This is a genomic window from Actinomadura rugatobispora, assembly GCF_055379765.1.
In genome coordinates this window covers 754248-769849 of the sequence record NZ_AP029191.1, presented here as the reverse complement: position 1 = coordinate 769849, position 15602 = coordinate 754248, and the positions used below count along the sequence as shown (strand labels likewise).

15 protein-coding genes are annotated in these 15602 nt (G+C 71.8%); 8 read left to right on the top strand and 7 right to left on the bottom strand.

The features are described 5' to 3' along the window. Nucleotides 1-4 precede the first annotated feature (4 nt). From ACZ466_RS03045 to ACZ466_RS03025, 5 genes are all read right to left on the bottom strand, one after another. Nucleotides 5-1183: a substrate-binding domain-containing protein gene (locus ACZ466_RS03045; RefSeq protein WP_378285677.1), complete on the bottom strand. Its 1179-nt coding sequence runs from the start codon at nucleotides 1181-1183 to the stop codon at nucleotides 5-7. 190 nt (nucleotides 1184-1373) lie between these two features. Beyond that, the gene (locus tag ACZ466_RS03040) at nucleotides 1374-1832 is read right to left on the bottom strand and encodes a MarR family winged helix-turn-helix transcriptional regulator (protein ID WP_378285676.1); all 459 of its coding nucleotides are present in this window, start codon (nucleotides 1830-1832) and stop codon (nucleotides 1374-1376) included. A 124-nt stretch (nucleotides 1833-1956) separates the two neighbouring features. Beyond that, complete coding sequence (locus ACZ466_RS03035) at nucleotides 1957-2943, bottom strand: isopenicillin N synthase family dioxygenase (RefSeq protein ID WP_378285675.1); 987 nt, start codon at nucleotides 2941-2943, stop codon at nucleotides 1957-1959. Between the two features lie 146 nt (nucleotides 2944-3089). Then, a complete protein-coding gene (locus ACZ466_RS03030) occupies nucleotides 3090-4208 on the bottom strand; it encodes a DUF1152 domain-containing protein (RefSeq protein WP_378285674.1) in 1119 nt (372 codons plus the stop codon). A 28-nt stretch (nucleotides 4209-4236) separates the two neighbouring features. After that, nucleotides 4237-5037, bottom strand: a complete 801-nt coding sequence (locus ACZ466_RS03025; RefSeq protein ID WP_378285673.1) for an SDR family NAD(P)-dependent oxidoreductase — start codon at nucleotides 5035-5037, stop codon at nucleotides 4237-4239. Nucleotides 5038-5140: 103 nt separating this feature from the next. Between ACZ466_RS03025 and ACZ466_RS03020 the strand changes: the two genes are divergently transcribed. Together ACZ466_RS03020 and ACZ466_RS03015 are read left to right on the top strand one after the other, a co-directional pair. After that, nucleotides 5141-6127 carry a helix-turn-helix domain-containing protein gene (locus ACZ466_RS03020; RefSeq protein ID WP_378285672.1) on the top strand — a complete coding sequence of 329 codons (987 nt, stop codon included), beginning with the start codon at nucleotides 5141-5143 and terminating at the stop codon, nucleotides 6125-6127. Between the two features lie 106 nt (nucleotides 6128-6233). Then, nucleotides 6234-7487 (top strand): SMI1/KNR4 family protein, encoded by a 1254-nt coding sequence (locus ACZ466_RS03015; protein WP_378285671.1) that lies wholly within the window; start codon nucleotides 6234-6236, stop codon nucleotides 7485-7487. 41 nt (nucleotides 7488-7528) lie between these two features. Here ACZ466_RS03015 and map read toward each other — a convergent pair whose 3' ends face one another. Beyond that, on the bottom strand, nucleotides 7529-8296 hold the full coding sequence (gene map / locus ACZ466_RS03010) for a type I methionyl aminopeptidase (RefSeq protein WP_378285670.1): 768 nt from the start codon (nucleotides 8294-8296) through the stop codon (nucleotides 7529-7531). A gap of 70 nt (nucleotides 8297-8366) precedes the next feature. Here map and ACZ466_RS03005 point away from each other — a divergent pair, with 70 nt between their 5' ends. After that, a complete protein-coding gene (locus ACZ466_RS03005) occupies nucleotides 8367-8660 on the top strand; it encodes a helix-turn-helix domain-containing protein (RefSeq protein WP_378285669.1) in 294 nt (97 codons plus the stop codon). Nucleotides 8661-8670: 10 nt separating this feature from the next. On the opposite strand, the gene ACZ466_RS03000 is transcribed toward ACZ466_RS03005, so the two are convergent. Then, nucleotides 8671-9732: a DUF2293 domain-containing protein gene (locus ACZ466_RS03000; protein ID WP_378285668.1), complete on the bottom strand. Its 1062-nt coding sequence runs from the start codon at nucleotides 9730-9732 to the stop codon at nucleotides 8671-8673. Nucleotides 9733-9795: 63 nt separating this feature from the next. On the opposite strand from ACZ466_RS03000, the gene ACZ466_RS02995 reads away from it, so the two are divergent. The 5 genes from ACZ466_RS02995 to ACZ466_RS02975 all read left to right on the top strand — a co-directional run bounded on the left by ACZ466_RS02995 (nucleotide 9796) and on the right by ACZ466_RS02975 (nucleotide 15597). After that, nucleotides 9796-10029, top strand: a complete 234-nt coding sequence (locus tag ACZ466_RS02995; protein WP_378285667.1) for a hypothetical protein — start codon at nucleotides 9796-9798, stop codon at nucleotides 10027-10029. A gap of 99 nt (nucleotides 10030-10128) precedes the next feature. Further along, on the top strand, nucleotides 10129-11172 hold the full coding sequence (locus ACZ466_RS02990; protein WP_378285666.1) for a LacI family DNA-binding transcriptional regulator: 1044 nt from the start codon (nucleotides 10129-10131) through the stop codon (nucleotides 11170-11172). After that, on the top strand, nucleotides 11169-12716 hold the full coding sequence (locus tag ACZ466_RS02985) for a sugar ABC transporter ATP-binding protein (RefSeq protein WP_378285665.1): 1548 nt from the start codon (nucleotides 11169-11171) through the stop codon (nucleotides 12714-12716). Before ACZ466_RS02990 ends, ACZ466_RS02985 begins: the two co-directional genes overlap by 4 nt. After that, nucleotides 12706-14661, top strand: a complete 1956-nt coding sequence (locus tag ACZ466_RS02980) for an ABC transporter permease/substrate-binding protein (RefSeq protein ID WP_378285664.1) — start codon at nucleotides 12706-12708, stop codon at nucleotides 14659-14661. The genes ACZ466_RS02985 and ACZ466_RS02980 overlap by 11 nt, the downstream gene beginning before the upstream one ends. Nucleotides 14662-14697: 36 nt before the next feature. Next, entirely contained in the window at nucleotides 14698-15597 is a 900-nt protein-coding gene (locus ACZ466_RS02975; protein ID WP_378285663.1) for a ribokinase, read from the top strand. The last annotated feature ends 5 nt before the right edge of the window (nucleotides 15598-15602 follow it).

Below are 15602 nucleotides of genomic sequence, written 5' to 3'. Positions count from 1 at the left end.
GACATCAGTCGATGTTGATCGACGGGTCGATGAACCGGTTGGTGACGATGTCATCAGCCTTCAGACCGGGCTTGGTCACCTTCTTCGCCGCGGCGAAGATCGGCACATCGATGTCGATGAGCTTCTGGACACGCGCCGTGTCGAACGAGCCGACGGCGCCGTCAGGAGCATTGGCGAGCATCCCGATGCTCTTCGACTGCTCGCTGCCGAACTTGATCAGCCCCTCGCTCTGCGGAGCGCCGATGTTGTAGACGCCGAGATCCAGGATGAGCTTGTTCGCCTTCGCCGAGTTCTCGTGGTAGGCGACGGCCGCACGCTGGATGACCGGAACGAGCCTCTTGAGGCAGGAGGCCTTGGCGGTGACGTCCTCGGCGCGGACGGACACCTGGTCCGGATAGATCTTGTAGCCGAGGTCGTTCACGAGCTGATACTTGATCGGCTTCTTGTACTGCGCCACGTCGTGCTCGTACAGGTACGGGTCCTGGGTGGCATAGCCCTGCTGGGCGTACTCGCCACCGCCGGCCACGAACGTCGACGGGCTACCGTCGAAGCCGCCGTCGACCTGGCTCTTCTTGAGAACGCCGCCGCCGATCAGGTACGCCATGTAGGTCGTGCCGTCGAAGTACAGCACCTTCGAGTCGGTCTTACCGACGTCTGCGATGGTCTTCCAGTCCGAGTGCTTCTCCGGATCCCAGAAAATCATCAGGGGGCTGAGCTGATCCGGGGCCGCGATGCCGACCGTCGGCTGTTTCGCGGAGTTCTCGATGGCCTCGTCCGTGTTGATGCCACCGATCAGGATGTCCTTGTCCAGGTACATCTGCGCCGACACGCTGGAGAACCCGATAGCCGGCCCTCCGGCACGCACCTCGAGTTTGACGCCGGTGTCGATGCCGCCGTCGACCAGCCTGCCGGTGACCCGCTTCTTGCCGGCGTTGATGTCGACGCCGCCGGCGAGCATCTGGTAGATGGGGCCGTGCTCGGCCTGCGGGACCCAACCGGTCTGCCAGACGATGGTCGATGGGCAGACCTCTGCCAGGTTCGATGCGGAGCCCGCGGCCGCGGTCGTCGTGGCGCCGGTCGGGCCGGAGTCCTTCGAGTCGTCGGAACCGCAGGCGGTCATGGTCGCGGTGATCGCCGCGACGAGGGTGCCGGCGAGAAGCCGAGCACCGCGTCGTTGCTTCATCAGTCACTCCTAGCTGGGGCTCAAGTGGCCGGCGGTGACCGACACAATAGTTTGCGCGCAATCCAAACGGAAGATGTTTGCGCGCAATATTTACACGGGTTCTTCTTCCTTCACCGGCCCGTATAACGACGGCCGGACACCCTCTTGCGGGGTGTCCGGCCGTCGTGCCCGGCGGATCGCAGGGGGTTGTTCAGCCGTGCGACCTGCCCCCGCGTTCGTCGCGATCCGCGATCTTGCGGAGGAGCCCGATCAGCCGTGGCCGATCTCCGGCCGCCTCGAAGAAGGACCGGTCAGCCTGGTCAAGGGCCACCACCGCTTCCTCGGCCAGGTCTCGACCCTGGTCGGTCACGTACAGCAGCGAAGCGCGTGCGTCCGCCGGGTCCTGGCCTCGCACGATCCAGCGCTTGCCCACCAGCGCGTTCGTGACTTGGGAGGTCATCGCCGGGTCGAGGCCTCCGTGTTCGGCGACATCGCGCTGCCGCGGCGGATGCCCGTCGCGGCCGAGCCACCAGACCGTCGTCAGCACGACGAACTGGACGTGGGTCAGGCCAAAAGGCGCCAGCACCTCCGCCATCGTGCGCTGCCACCGCAGGTTGGCGTGCCAAAGCAGGAAGCCCGCGCTGTCGCCGGCGGAGTGCTGCTCGATCAACTCGTGCGGCACCTTGCGCCGGGTCCGGGACGAGGAGTTCTTTCCGGTGACCGCTGCTTCACCCGCAGCCGCATCGGTTGTGCGTCGAGTCTGAGCCACCATCGAATGTTACCGGTCGTCCTTTCTAAGCTGTCGCATACATGCGGGAGACCTTGCCGAGCAAATGATCCCCCGAAGTGACCGGCGCGTACTTCGGTGGCTCCCCCGGCTCGAGGCAGGTCGGGATGCACTCAATGAGAGCGTCGAAGTTCGGCTGGTGGAAGTAGGGGATGCTGAAACGCTCGGTCGGCTCGCCCGAACGCGGTGGATTGACGACCCTGTGGACCGTGCTTCGCCAACGATCGTTGGTCCAGCGCGCCATCAGGTCACCGAGATTGACGAGGAACGCCCCCTCGACCACGGGGACGTCGCTCCAGGAGCCATCGAGCTCCATCACCTGTAGCCCGCCGGCCGAACTGTCCTGGTAGAGCAGGGTGAGGCTGCCCCAGTCGGTGTGCTCGCCTTTCCGGATCTGGCCGGGCCTCGGCGCCGCGAACTGCTTGGGGTAGTAGTTCGCGGTCAGGCTTCCGATCTCTCGGTCGATGAATTCCTCGAACCATGTGCCCGGCAGGTCGAGCGCGATCGCGAACAGTCGCATAATGCGGTCGCTGAGCAGCGACATCTCTGTGGCGTACTCAAGCCACGTCTCCCGAATCCATTCCTGGCCCGGAGCGAGCGGCGGCCAGTGATTGGGCCGCATCAGGTCAGGGTGGGGAACCTCGGCATAGCCGCGTTCAGGTGCGATGGCCATGCTGAAGACCTCGCACAGGTCCGGCGGGGCTGTGGCCTCCGCCTTGACCAGACGGGCGTCCTCATCGCTGGCCTTCGCGACAGCGCCACTCCTGCTGAAACCACGGCCGAACGGGTCCACCGGGTCGACGACGAGGCCGTCCTTGACCGCGTCCGGAAGTGCGAACAGCGCTTTCGTCGCGACGTACATGCGCTCGATCAGGGCAGCGTCGACGCCGTGACCCGTGATGGCGAAAAAGCCGTCGCGCACACTGGCGTCGGCCACGCGCAGAGCCAGGTGCCGACCATTGCCTTCGCTGAGATCGATCAGCGGAACACCCATGTGCGTTTCCGTCCTTTCTCGTGCTGTGGTGCACTGTTCGGGACCGGTGCGAAAGGCCGGCCGGAAAGCGGTGCGGCCGTACGCCGCCGCGCGCGACCAAGCACCACCGAACCGCTCGGGCGCCGCTCGGCGGCCGCCGTTGCCGGCTACCGGGCGTAGTCGATGAAGCGGAGCAGCCCCGTCTCCGGAACCCGGCCCAGCGACCGGTACACGTCTTCGGCGTTGGCCAGGGACGTCGTCGGGATGAGGTCCGCGGCGTGCTTCGCGACGAGCCTGGTGACCATCACCGGGTCGAAGACCCAGATCGGCACGGCTGACGGTCCGATCCGCGCGACCTCACCGAACGGGTTGCTCTTGACGACCCGTTCCAGGCCGAACTCGCCGAGGCCGGCCTTGATCACCAGGCTGCCGATCGGGTCGTGCGCCTGGGCGTGCAGGTCACGGACCTTCTCCAGGGCGGGATAGCTCGCGCCGATGACGCCCCGGAAGGATCCGCCCCGGATCGCCGTACCGAGGTTCGCGTCGAGTTCCTCGAGCTCCATCTCGGCGTCCAGGCCGTATCCGGCGAGCGCGAAGTAGGTCACGATGTCCTGCTGCAACAGACCCGAGAGCGTGAGGTGGTCGGCGAGCGACGTCTGGGTCGGGCGGATCTCGTCGCCCGTCGACAGGGTGTCGGAGCCGACGTCGACGCTCACGATCAGGTCGGCACCGTAGTGCTCGATGACGGCCTTCATGCCCGCGCCGACGCCCTGGCCGCCACCGCGGAGGGAGATGATGAACGCCTCGCCCCCGAAGTTCCGGGCAGCGGTCGCCTCGTGCGGCGCGCGGCCTTCGAGCGAGGCGTCCGCACCGACGATGACGGCGTGGTCGTTGAGCGGCTTGGCGCCCACCAGGTCGGTCGGCTCGTAGAAGTCCGGACCGAGGACACTCTTCAGGCCGACGCGCTCCTCTCCCGGCGGCAACCACCACTGGCATGCGACGCCGCCGAGGATGACGCGCTCTACGCCCATGCGGGTGAGCCAGTCGCCCACCAAACTGGCGACGAGGCAGTCGCTGCCTCCGCCGTGTCCCATGACGATGGCGGTCCTCGCCAGCCGAGCAGCCTCTTCGATAGTGCTGGTCGTCGAGCCCATAGGGGTCCGCTTCCTTTCCTTGAAATAGATTGCACGCAAACTATCATCCAATTTTTCCTTTGTCGAGAAGTGCCGCAGAAGGTGCACATGACGCGCGGTGAGGTGGAGGTTCCGGACCGGCGCCGCCTCCACCGGAAGCCGGCCGTCTGAGCCGGCGGGATCACGGCGGCGACAGCCGCTCGATCACGGCCAGGGCGTCGGGGTAGCGCTTGGTGTGCGCCCCTCCGTCCACGCTGTAGAGCCCGCCGGAGATGAACGACGCCTGGTCGGACGCGAGGAAGTAGACGAGGTTCGCCACTTCCTCGGGTTCGGCGAACCTGCCCAGCGGGGTGTTGTCGACGTACTCGTCCACGAGCCCCGGCACGTTCCACAGCGGGCCGGTCGCCGTGGTGCGGACCAGGCCGGGGGCCACGGCGTTCACCCGGATCCCGTGGGGCCCGAGCTCCATCGCGGCGACCTCCGTCAGCGCCACGACCCCGGCCTTGGCCGCGCAGTAGGCGGCCATGCCCCGGGCGGGCTGCACGGCGTTGAGACTGGCCAGCGTGACGATCGCGCCGCCGCGTCCCGCGTCGCGCATCGCCCGGCCGGCGTGTTTGACGGTGAGGAAGGCCCCGTCGAGGCAGAGGGCGACGGTGTGGCGCCAGTCGCCGGCGTCACAGTCGGTGATCTCGGTGAGGGCCCGCGAGCCTCCGGCGTTGGCCACCACGGCGTCCAGGCCGCCGAAGCGGGTGCCCGCGAGCTCGATCAGGGAGGCCACGTCCTCCTCGACGGTCACGTCGCAGCGGGCTCCGGCGAAGACGTCGGGGCCGAGGTCGGCCTCGAGCGCGGCGAGTGCGTCGTGGTCGACGTCCCCGCCGACGACCTTGCCTCCCTCCGCGACCAGCCGCCTGGTGATGGCCGCGCCGATCCCGTTCGCGGCGCCCGTGACGACGCCCACCCAGCCGGGCGGAAGACCGCTCATCGCTGCTCTCCTTCGCGCGTGACGACTACGCCTCACAACCTGGCAGTTGGCAATCGGCAAATCAACGGTCGCACTATGCGAACATGGTGTTACCTTCGGGTCCATGGGCCGACCCTCGCCGCAGACCGATCGCCTCCTCGACCTGGTGGACCTGATGGTCGAGCGTCCCGACGAGGGACTCGCCCTGGCCGAGATCGCCCGCGCGCTCAACGTCGCCAAGGCGACCGTCCACCCGATGGTCACGACGCTGACCCGGCGGGGCTGGCTGCTGCGCCACCCCGAACGGCACACCTACCGGCTCGGGCCCGCGCTGGTGGCGGCCGGCCGGGCGGCGGCGCGCGGGCACGTGGTGGTCGACGCCGCGCGCCCGGTCGTCCGCGAGATCGTCGACGAGACCGGCCTGCCCTGCCTGGTGCTGGTGGCGGGGGCGATCCCGGGCGAGTACGACGACCTGCTGGTCGGCGAGATCGTGCAGCCCTCGGCGCGGCACGCCAGGGAGTGGGCGGCGGGCCGTCCGGGCACGGGCTACCACTGCCTGCGGCTCGGCGACCGGATCCCGCCCCGACCTCCGCTGGGCGCCGTCTGCGTCGCGTGGTCCGACGACCCCGGCGCCGTCGGCCGGTGGCTCGACCGGCTCGGTGAGGACCGGCCGCCGGACGCGCTGGAGCAGATCGCCCCGGGCCTGGCCAGCGTCCGCGAGCGCGGCTGGGCGCTGGAGGTGGAGAACCGCCTGCACGAGCGGCTCAAGACGCTGGCCAGGGAACTCGGCGAGGACCGGCGCTCCGAGAAGCACGCCGCGACCTTGCACGGGATGCTCGGCGAGATCGTGCGGGCGTTCGATCTCGCCGACACCCTGCCGCCCACGGTGGAGCCCGGCGCCCGGTACCGCCCCACGAGCGTCAACGCCCCGGTCTTCGACGCGAGCGGCGCGGTGACGGTCGCCCTGTGCATGATCTGCTCGTCGGGCGCCCCCGGCGACCCCGCCTGGAGCGGCACCGACGTGATCGAACTCGGGGAACGCGTCAGGGCCGCGGCCGACGCGGTGACGGCCGCGACCCACGGCCGGCCGCCCGAGTCGCGCCGCCTCTGACCGTCCGCATAGCCGGCGGCCGGGAGATCATCGCCTCGCCGGAGCCGTTCATCGCGAGCGCGATCGTTTCGGAGGCATGTCGGGGGTGGCCGTTAGGTTCTGGGGCATGGTCGCATCCCCCTTCGAGAACGAGCCGATCCTCTATGAAATCGATGCCGGGTTTTTTCTGCCCGACCGGGGTGACGAGCAGGAGGGCCCCTCGGACGCGCTACCCGCCGGTGACCCGGACGAGGCGGTGCGCCTCTTTCATGAGTACCGGCGGCGGATGGCAGAGATCCTCGGATACGAGGACGAGCTTCCCGGGCCCGCGACCGAAGAGGATCTCGACGCCGCGGAGGAGCGTCTGGGCTTGGCGTTCCCACCCGACCTCCGCGCGCTCTACGGCATCGCGGACGGCGACGGCTACAAGATCATCAACCATCTGTTCGATCGGCACCCGTGGCACTCGCTGGACGAGATCGGCGACGAGGAGGAGGACTGGCTGCTCGGCCGGCAGTGGGAGTACGAGCCGCAGCGCAGCACGGTCTTCGACTCCGAGCCGCCGAACGCCGTCCGGCGGTCGCTGCTGCGTCCGGGCTGGATCCAGTTCGCGGACGACACCGGCGGCAACTGGCTCGCCGTGGACATGGACCCCGGCCCTGAGGGACGTCCGGGGCAGGTCATCGCGATTGGCATCGACTACACGGACGGGCCACTGTACGTCGCCGACTCGGTGACCACGTTCCTGCGCCGCCTGGTGGAGGCGCTGGAACGCGGCGACTACTCCCAGCATGACCAGAACCTCTGGATCGAGGCGGACCTGCCGAACGGACTCGCGATCGACAGTGAGCGCACCTGGTACACCGATGGCCCGTCGGCAAGGGCGCAGGCAGGGCAGACGCGTCCTCGGGTGCAGCGGGTCAGAGTGTCCGACGTCGGTGACCTCGCGTTCCTCGACGCGCTGCCCAATGTGCGTTCGCTGTCGCTGGCGGGCTCCGGCTCGCCCGATCTCACCCCGCTACGCGAGCGTCCGGTCGAGTATCTCGAACTCGATCTGGAGACCGTCGGCCTCACGCCGCTGACCGGCCATCCGGAGCTGCGCTCGCTGTCGGTGTCCTCCGCGCGGCCGGTCGAGCTGGCCCCGCTGCTCACGGTGCCCCACCTGTGGGCGCTGGACATCGCGGGTGCGCCCGTCGCGGACCTCGCCGCGGTGGCCGAGTTCCAAGGGCTGCGCTTCCTTGAGCTGACTCATGACCAATGGCGGGAGTTGAGGGACGACCTGCCTTCTCTGGCGGCCGTCGGCATCCACCCTCGTCGGCCCGAACGGGAATGGCCCGTGGGCACCCACTGGACGAGGGTCCTGGGGGAGCCGCCGCGTTAGCGGTGTCAAGTGTCCACCTAGGAAAGCGGGCTGGGCGGCGTTCAGGGCAGGGTGAGGATGCGGGGGCCGTCCTCGGTGATGGCGACCGTGTGCTCGACGTGCGCGGAGCGGCTGCCGTCGCCGGTGCACAGCGACCAGCCGTCGGAGGCCGTGTAGTAGTCGTCGCCGCCTCCCGCCATGAGGCTCGGCTCGATCGCGATGACGAGGCCGGGCCGCAGCCGCAGCCCGCGTCCCGGGCGGGACTCGTTGGGGACGAAGGGCGCCTCGTGCATCTCCCGGCCGATGCCGTGGCCCGCGAAGTCGTTCTGGACGCCGTAGGAGGCGCCGCGCCCGATCCGGGACATGGCGTGGCCGATGTCGCCCATCTTCCCGCCGGGGACGGCGGCGGCGATGCCCGCGGCGAGCATCTGCTCGGCGGTGCGGATCAGTGCCAGGTCCTCCTGCCGGGCCTGGCCGACGACGAAGCTGACCGCGCCGTCGGCGTGCCAGCCGTCGATGTACGCGCCGCAGTCGACGCTGAGCAGGTCGCCTTCGCGCAGCCGGTAGGACGTGGGAAGGCCGTGCAGCATCACGCCGTTGACCGAGGTGCAGATGACCCCGGGGTAGGGGGTCGCCCCGAACGAGGGGTGGTAGCCCAGGAACGAAGCGCCGGCGCCCGCCTCGGCGATGATCTCGCGGGCGAGCTCGTCCAGTTCGAGCAGGGACACGCCGGCGGCGGCGCGGGCCCGGGTCTGGTCGTGGATCGCGGCGACGACCCGGCCCGCCTCGCGCATGGCGTCGATCTCACCGGGGGTCTTGAGCTCGATCACGGTGCTGCCCTTCCGCTCCGTGCCGGAGCCGGATGTTGACGATAACTATACCGGTATTAGTATCACAGGCATGGTGCGAGAACCGTTGACCGAGTCCGAGCGCGAACGCGGCGAGCGGCTGGGCGAGGCCCTGCGTCAGGCGCGCGGCCCGCGCAGCATCGTGGAGGTGGCCGGCAGGGCCGGGATCTCCCCCGAGACGCTGCGCAAGATCGAGCGGGGCCGCATCCCCACGCCGGCCTTCTTCACCGTCGTGGCCGTCGCCGAGGTGCTCGGGGTGTCGCTGGAAGTCCTGATGACCCATGTCAGGGCCCAGAACGAGCTCGTGCCGGGTGATGCCGCCGCGGCGGCCGCCGTACCGCTCTGACAGGGCTCCGTCAGGGTCGGCGCCATCCGTCCAGGACGGCGTCCACGCGGGCGCGGATCCGGGTGCGGGCGTCCTGGCGCGGGACGCCCGACATCAGCAGCTCGTCGTAGTCGGTGTCCAGATGCCGGACGGACGCGGCGACGGCGAGGAGCAGCGCGTTGTCGTCCAGTTCCCGGCCCGCCGCCGAACGGCCGACCCGCCCGCTGCCCCGCAGCCCCGCGTGCTCGGCGATCGCCCGCGCCCGCTCCGCCGGGCAGCCGGGGAACAGCCGGACGATCTCGGCCGCCATCCGGGCCTGGAACTCCACGTCCTGGTGCGCGCGGCGCTCCTGGTCGCGGACGCGGCGCCGGGCCCGCGCGTCCTCGTCGGCCAGGCACTGCTCCTCGGCCCTGGCCAGCGCCTCCTCCTCCACCAGGATGCCGCGCCGCTCGTACCGCTTGCGCCGCCGGTTGTGCTGGACGACGATCGCCGACAGCCCGCTCTCCTTCTTGGCGCGCCGGCTGAGCGCCGCGTTCCCGGCGGGCAGGAAGAGGAGGTGGTCCATGTCGGCGCAGGCCAGGCAGAGCGGCGCGCCGTCCTCCATGACCAGCATGTCGCCGGTGCCGTGGCAGGAGGCGCAGGTCCAGTCCGGCTTGGGCGGGAGCACCGCCACCAGGTCGGGCGCCTGGTTCTGGCGCGCGGCGAGGCGCTCGCGGCGTGCGGGGGTGAGGTCGGGGGAGATCCAGTGCGTGCGGTACGCGCGATCGGCCGTCTCGTCCGCGCGTGCGGTGAAGCGCAGCGGCCTGCGGTCGCGGGTGGCGGCGATGTAGGCGGCCTCCGAGGGTTCGAGGCCCTTCTCCTCGGCCCAGGCGCGCAGTGCGACGAGCGCCGTGGCGATCTTGTCGTGGCGTACGGTCATGGCCGCTTCGAGGGGGTCGATCCGTCCCTGGCGCCATTCGTCCACGCGCGGGGCCGTGAGCCAGCCGATCTGCTGGAACACCTCGACGGCCGCCACCGAGTGGGAGCGCCTCAGGAGGGTGTCGGCGGCCTCGGCGACCCGGCGTCCCAGCCGTGTCTCGTGCACCTCGCTCACGGCGGACAACGCTATACCAGCTGATGGTGTAGCTGATCCATCGCGTTCCGTAACGTCGGTCCCGTGGGGGAAGGCCAGGGGGGAGGCATCCGCTGGGCCGGGCCGGGAACGGTGAGGGTCGCCGCGGTCCGGCTGTCGGGCGCGCATCGCGTGTGGGCCTCCTACATGGGGGTCCCGGCCGCGGTGGACGCGGCGTTCCTGGTCACCGACGGCGGCGCCCTCGTCGGGCGCGGCTACTACACCTCGGTCGAGGAGCTGGCCGAGGTGGTCGATCTCTCCGCGCTCACCCCGTACTGATCACCCCGTACTGATTCCGCCGGGGGTTGCGGGAAGAAGCGGCGTCATGTAATCGTTTACATCGATGTAATCGTTTACACGGCGAGGGCGGGACGCGCGATGGCGAGCGTGAAGGACGTGGCACGGCGGGCCGGGGTGTCCGTCGCCACCGTCTCCCGGGTGCTCAACGACAGCGCCTCCGTCACCGCCGCCACCCGGGCGCGGGTGCTGGAGGCGGTCGCCGAGCTCGGCTACCGGCGCAACGCGGTGGCCCGCTCCCTGCGCACCGACGCGACCCGCACCCTCGGCCTGGTGATCGGCGACATCCTCAACCCGTTCTTCACCGAGCTGGCGCGCGCCGTCGAGGACGAGGCCCGCGCCCTCGGCTACTCCGTCGTCATCGGCAACGCCGACGAGCGCCCCGACCGGCAGGACCACTACGTCCGCACCCTGCTGGAGCAGCGGGTGGACGGGCTGCTGCTGTGCCCCACCGCCGAGATCACCCCGCTCGTCCGCGACACCGTCCGCGACGGGCTGCCGCTGGTCTTCCTCGACCGCACGCTGCCCGGCCTGGACGTGCCCACCGTGCGGGCGGAGGGGGCCGCGGCCATCGCCGCGCTCGTCCGGCACCTGCGCGACCTCGGGCACCGGCGGATCGCCTTCATCTCCGGGCCCGCGCTGCTGTCCACCGGCCGCGAGCGCACCGAGGCGTTCGCCGCCGCGATGGAGGCGTGCGGCCTGCCGGTCCCGGGCGGCCACCTGGAGGCCGGGGACTTCCAGGCGGCCAGCGGCCGGTCCGCGACGGCCCGGCTGCTGGACCTGCCCGAGGCCCCCGAGGTGATCGTGGCCGGGGACAACCTGATGGCGCTCGGCGCGCTGGACGAGATCCGCGCCCGGGGTCTGCGGATCCCCCGGGACGTGGCGCTGGCCTGCTACGACGACCTGCCGTGGTTCACCCATCTGGACCCGCCGGTGACCGCGATCGCGCAGCCCGTCCAGGAACTGGGGCGGCGCGCGGTGCGGGTGCTGGCCGAGCGCATCGAGGACCGGCCGGTGGAGTCGGTGGTGCTGCCGTCCCGGCTGGTGGTCCGCCGCTCCTGCGGCGAGCCCGCCGGCACGGGTGAGAGGGACGCGGGCGAGAGGGAAGGGAGCGTTCGGGCATGACGGACGAGATCCTGCGGGTGCGCGGCCTGCGCAAGGCGTTCCCGGGCGTGGTCGCCCTGGACGGGGTCGACTTCGACCTGCGGCCGGGCGAGGTGCACGTGCTGCTCGGTGAGAACGGCGCGGGCAAGAGCACGCTGATCAAGGCGCTGTCGGGCGCGCACCGTCCCGACTCCGGCCGGATCGAGGTGGACGGGAGGCCGGTCGAGATCCGCGACGCGCAGGACGCGGCCGGTCTCGGCATCGCCACCATCTACCAGGAGTTCAACCTGGTCCCCGAGCTGACCGTCGCCGAGAACCTCTTCCTGGGCCGCCCGCCGCGCCGGTTCGGCCTGGTGGACCGGCGGGCCATGGACGGCGCCGCGCGCGAGCTGCTGGACCGGGTCGGCGTCGACGCCGACCCGCGCCGCCGGATGGCCGACCTCGGCATCGCCCGGATGCAGATGGTCGAGATCGCCAAGGCGCTCGGCCGGGACGCCCGGGTGCTCATCATGGACGAGCCGACCGCCGTCCTCACCACCGGCGAGGTCGACACCCTCTTCGAGATCGTCCGGGCGCTGCGCGAGCGCGGCGTCGCGGTCGTGTTCATCACCCACCACCTGGAGGAGATCCCGCGGATCGGGGACCGGGTGACCGTGCTGCGCGACGGCCGGTCGGTGGCCGAGGTGCCCGCCGGCACCCCCGAGGACGAGCTGGTCCGGCTGATGGTCGGCCGTCCGATCGAGCAGCGCTACCCGCGCGAGCGGTCCGACGCGGGCGAGACGCTGCTGACCGTGCGCGGGCTCGGCCGGGACGGCGCCTTCGACGGGGTCTCCTTCGACGTGCGGGCGGGCGAGGTGGTCGGGCTGGCGGGGCTGGTCGGGGCGGGCCGCACCGAGGTGGCGCGCGCGATCTTCGGGGCGGACCGCTACGACCGCGGCGAGGTGCTGGTGGGCGGCGCCGCGCTGCGCGGCGGGGACGTGCACGCGGCGATGGAGGCGGGCGTCGGGCTGGTCCCCGAGGACCGCAAGGGCCAGGGCCTGGTGCCGGGCGCCGACGTCCAGGAGAACCTGGGCCTGGTCACGCTGGGCCCGACCAGCCGCGCCGGGCTGGTGGACCGTTCCGGCCAGCGCGGCCGGGCCGCCGAGATCGCCGCGCGGCTGAACGTGCGGATGTCGGGGCTGCGGCAGCCGGTCGGCACGCTGTCCGGCGGCAACCAGCAGAAGATCGTGATCGGCAAGTGGCTGCTGGCGAAGGCGCGCGTGCTGATCCTGGACGAGCCCACCCGCGGCGTCGACGTGGGCGCCAAGGTCGAGATCTACCGGCTGGTCAACGCGCTGACCGCGGCGGGGCACGCGGTGCTGATGATCTCCAGCGACCTGCCCGAGGTACTGGGCATGAGCGATCGGGTGCTGGTGATGTCCCGGGGCCGGCTGGCCGGCGAGCTGCCGGCCGGCGAGGCCACCCAGGACGCGGTGATGGCCCTGGCCGTCGGCGGCGACGGCGCGGCCGCCGCCGCGGCGGGCGAGAACGACGACACGCTGGAGGGAGAGGCCGATGTCCACTGACACGCTGCGCGAGCGGCCACCGGCGGGAGCGCGGGACGGCGCGGCGCGGGCCGCGGCCCGGCTGCTGGGCGAGAACGGTGCGCTGGCCGGGCTGGCCGTCCTGGTCGTGGTGCTGGCCCTGCTGTCGGGAGACTTCCTGACCGTCACCAACCTGCTCAACGTCGGGGTGCAGGCGGCCGTGGTCGCCATCCTGGCGTTCGGCGTCACCTTCGTCATCGTGACCGGCGGCATCGACCTGTCGGTCGGCGCGGTGGCGGCGCTGTCGGCGGTGGTGCTGGCCTGGACGGCCACCGGCCAGGGCGTGCCCTGGCCGATCGCGGCGGTGCTGGCCGTCGCGACCGGCGTCGCGGCCGGGCTGGTGAACGGGGCGCTGATCACCTACGGGAAGCTGCCGCCGTTCATCGCGACCCTGGCCATGCTGGGCGTGGCCCGCGGGCTGGCGCTGGTGATCTCCGAGGGCAGCCCGATCGCGCTGCCGGACGCGGTGACCCGGGTCGGCGACACGATCGGCTCCTACCTGCCGGTCCCGGTGATCGTCATGGTGGCGATGGGGCTGCTGACCGCGTTCGTCCTGGCCCGCACCTACAGCGGCCGGGCGATGTACGCGATCGGCGGCAACGAGGAGGCGGCCCGGCTGTCGGGCATCCGGGTGTCCCGGCAGAAGCTGGTCACCTACGCGCTGTCGGGCGCGTTCGCCGCCGTCGCGGGGATCGTGCTGGCCGGACGGCTCGCCTCCGCCCAGCCGCAGGCCGCCAACGGCTACGAGCTGGACGCCATCGCCGCCGTCGTCATCGGCGGGGCCAGCCTGTCGGGCGGCAAGGGCCGGGCGTTCGGCACCCTGGTCGGCGCGCTGATCCTGGCCGTGCTGCGCAACGGGCTGAACCTGCTGTCGGTGTCGGCGTTCTGGCAGCAGGTGGTGATCGGCGTGGTGATCGCGCTGGCGGTGCTGCTGGACACCGTCCGGCGCCGCGGCACCCGGGTCCGCCCGGCCGCGTTCTGGGCCGGGGGAGCGGCGGTCGTCGCGGTGGTGGCGGCGCTGGCGGTGGGCGTGGCGTCCACCGGCGGCGGGTCCGGATCCGGCACGGCCGCCGGTGGCGGCGGCGGGGTGAAGATCGGCCTGTCGGTGTCGACGCTGAACAACCCGTTCTTCGTGCAGTTCCGGCAGGGCGCCGTGGACGAGGCGCGGCGGCGGGGCATCGCGCTGACCGTCTCGGACGCGCAGAACGACGCCTCGCAGCAGGTCAACCAGGTGCAGAACTTCGCCGGCCAGGGGATGAAGTCGATCATCATCAACCCGGTCGATTCCGACGCCGCCGCGCCCGCCGCCAAGGCCGCCGAGCGGGCCGGGATCCCGGTGGTCGCGGCGGACCGCACCGTCAGCGGCGCCGCCATCGCGCAGCTGGTCGCCTCCGACAACGTCGCGGGAGGCCGGGACGCGGCCCGGGAGCTGGCCCGGGAACTGGGCGGACGCGGCAAGATCGCGATCATCCAGGGGCAGGCGGGCACCTCGGCGTCCCGCGAGCGCGGCCAGGGCTTCGAGCAGGGCATCCGGGAGTTCCCCGGGATCCAGGTCGTCGCCAAGCAGCCCGCCGATTTCGACCGCACCAAGGGCCTGGACGTGATGACCAACCTCATGCAGTCCGAGCCCGGCCTGAACGGCGTCTTCGCCGAGAACGACGAGATGGCCCTCGGGGCGGTCAAGGCGCTCGGGGCGAAGGCGGGCACGCAGGTCAAGGTGGTCGGGTTCGACGGCACCCCGGACGGCATCAAGGCCGTCCAGGCGGGCACGATGAACGCCACTGTCGCGCAGCAGCCGCGGCTGCTCGGGCAGATGGCGGTGCAGAGCGCCGTCAGGGCGGCCGAGGGCGAGCGGCTCGGCGCCACGTCGATGGTGCCGGTGAAGATGGCCACCCGCGAGAACGCGGCCGAGTTCGCCACCTCGTAGCGTGGGGCTCCGCCGGGAGGAACAGGGAGAGGCTCAGTGTCGGAACGGCATGACGTGGTCGTGGTCGGATCGGTCAACGCGGACCTGGTGATCGGGGTGGAACGGCGTCCCGCGCCCGGCGAGACCGTGCTCGGATCCGACCTGGCCACCTATCCGGGCGGCAAGGGCGCCAACCAGGCCGTCGCCGCCGCCCGGCTCGGCGGCAGGGTCGGCATCCTGGGCCGGATCGGCGACGACGGCCACGGCGCCCTGCTCCGGGAGGCCCTCGCGGACGCGGGCGTGGACCTGGCCCACCTGCTGGTCACGGACGGGCCCAGCGGCGTCGCCCTCATCACCGTGGACACCGGGGGAGACAACAGCATCATCGTCTCGCCGGGCGCCAACGCCCGGCTCGTTCCGGGCGACGTCGAACGGGCCCGGCCGATGCTGGGCGGCGCCGCGGTCGTCTCGTTCCAGTTGGAGATCCCGATCGGGACGGTCCAGGCCGCCGCCCGGACGGCCGCCGGCGCGGGGGCCCGGGTGGTGCTCAACCTCTCGCCTCCGGCGCCGGTCCCCGACGACGTCCTGGCCCTGTGCGACCCGCTGGTGGTGAACGAGCACGAGGCGGCCTTCCTGCTCGGCCACCAGGGGGAGCCCGCCCTGCTGGCCCGGGAGCTGCTGGGCCTGGGCCCGCGCTCGGTGCTGATCACGCTGGGCGCGGACGGCGCGCTGGTCGCCGACCCGTCCGGCGTGACGGCGGTCCCTTCGCCGAAGGTGGAGGCGGTGGACACCACGGGCGCGGGCGACGCCTTCACCGCGGCCCTGTGCCTGCGGCTGGCCTGCGGCGACGGCCTCGCGGACGCCGCCCGCTACGCGGCCCGCGTGGGCGCCGCCGCCGTGCGGAAACCGGGTGCCCAGAGCTCCTACCCGGGCGCCGGCGAGGAACTGCCCGCCTGACCTTC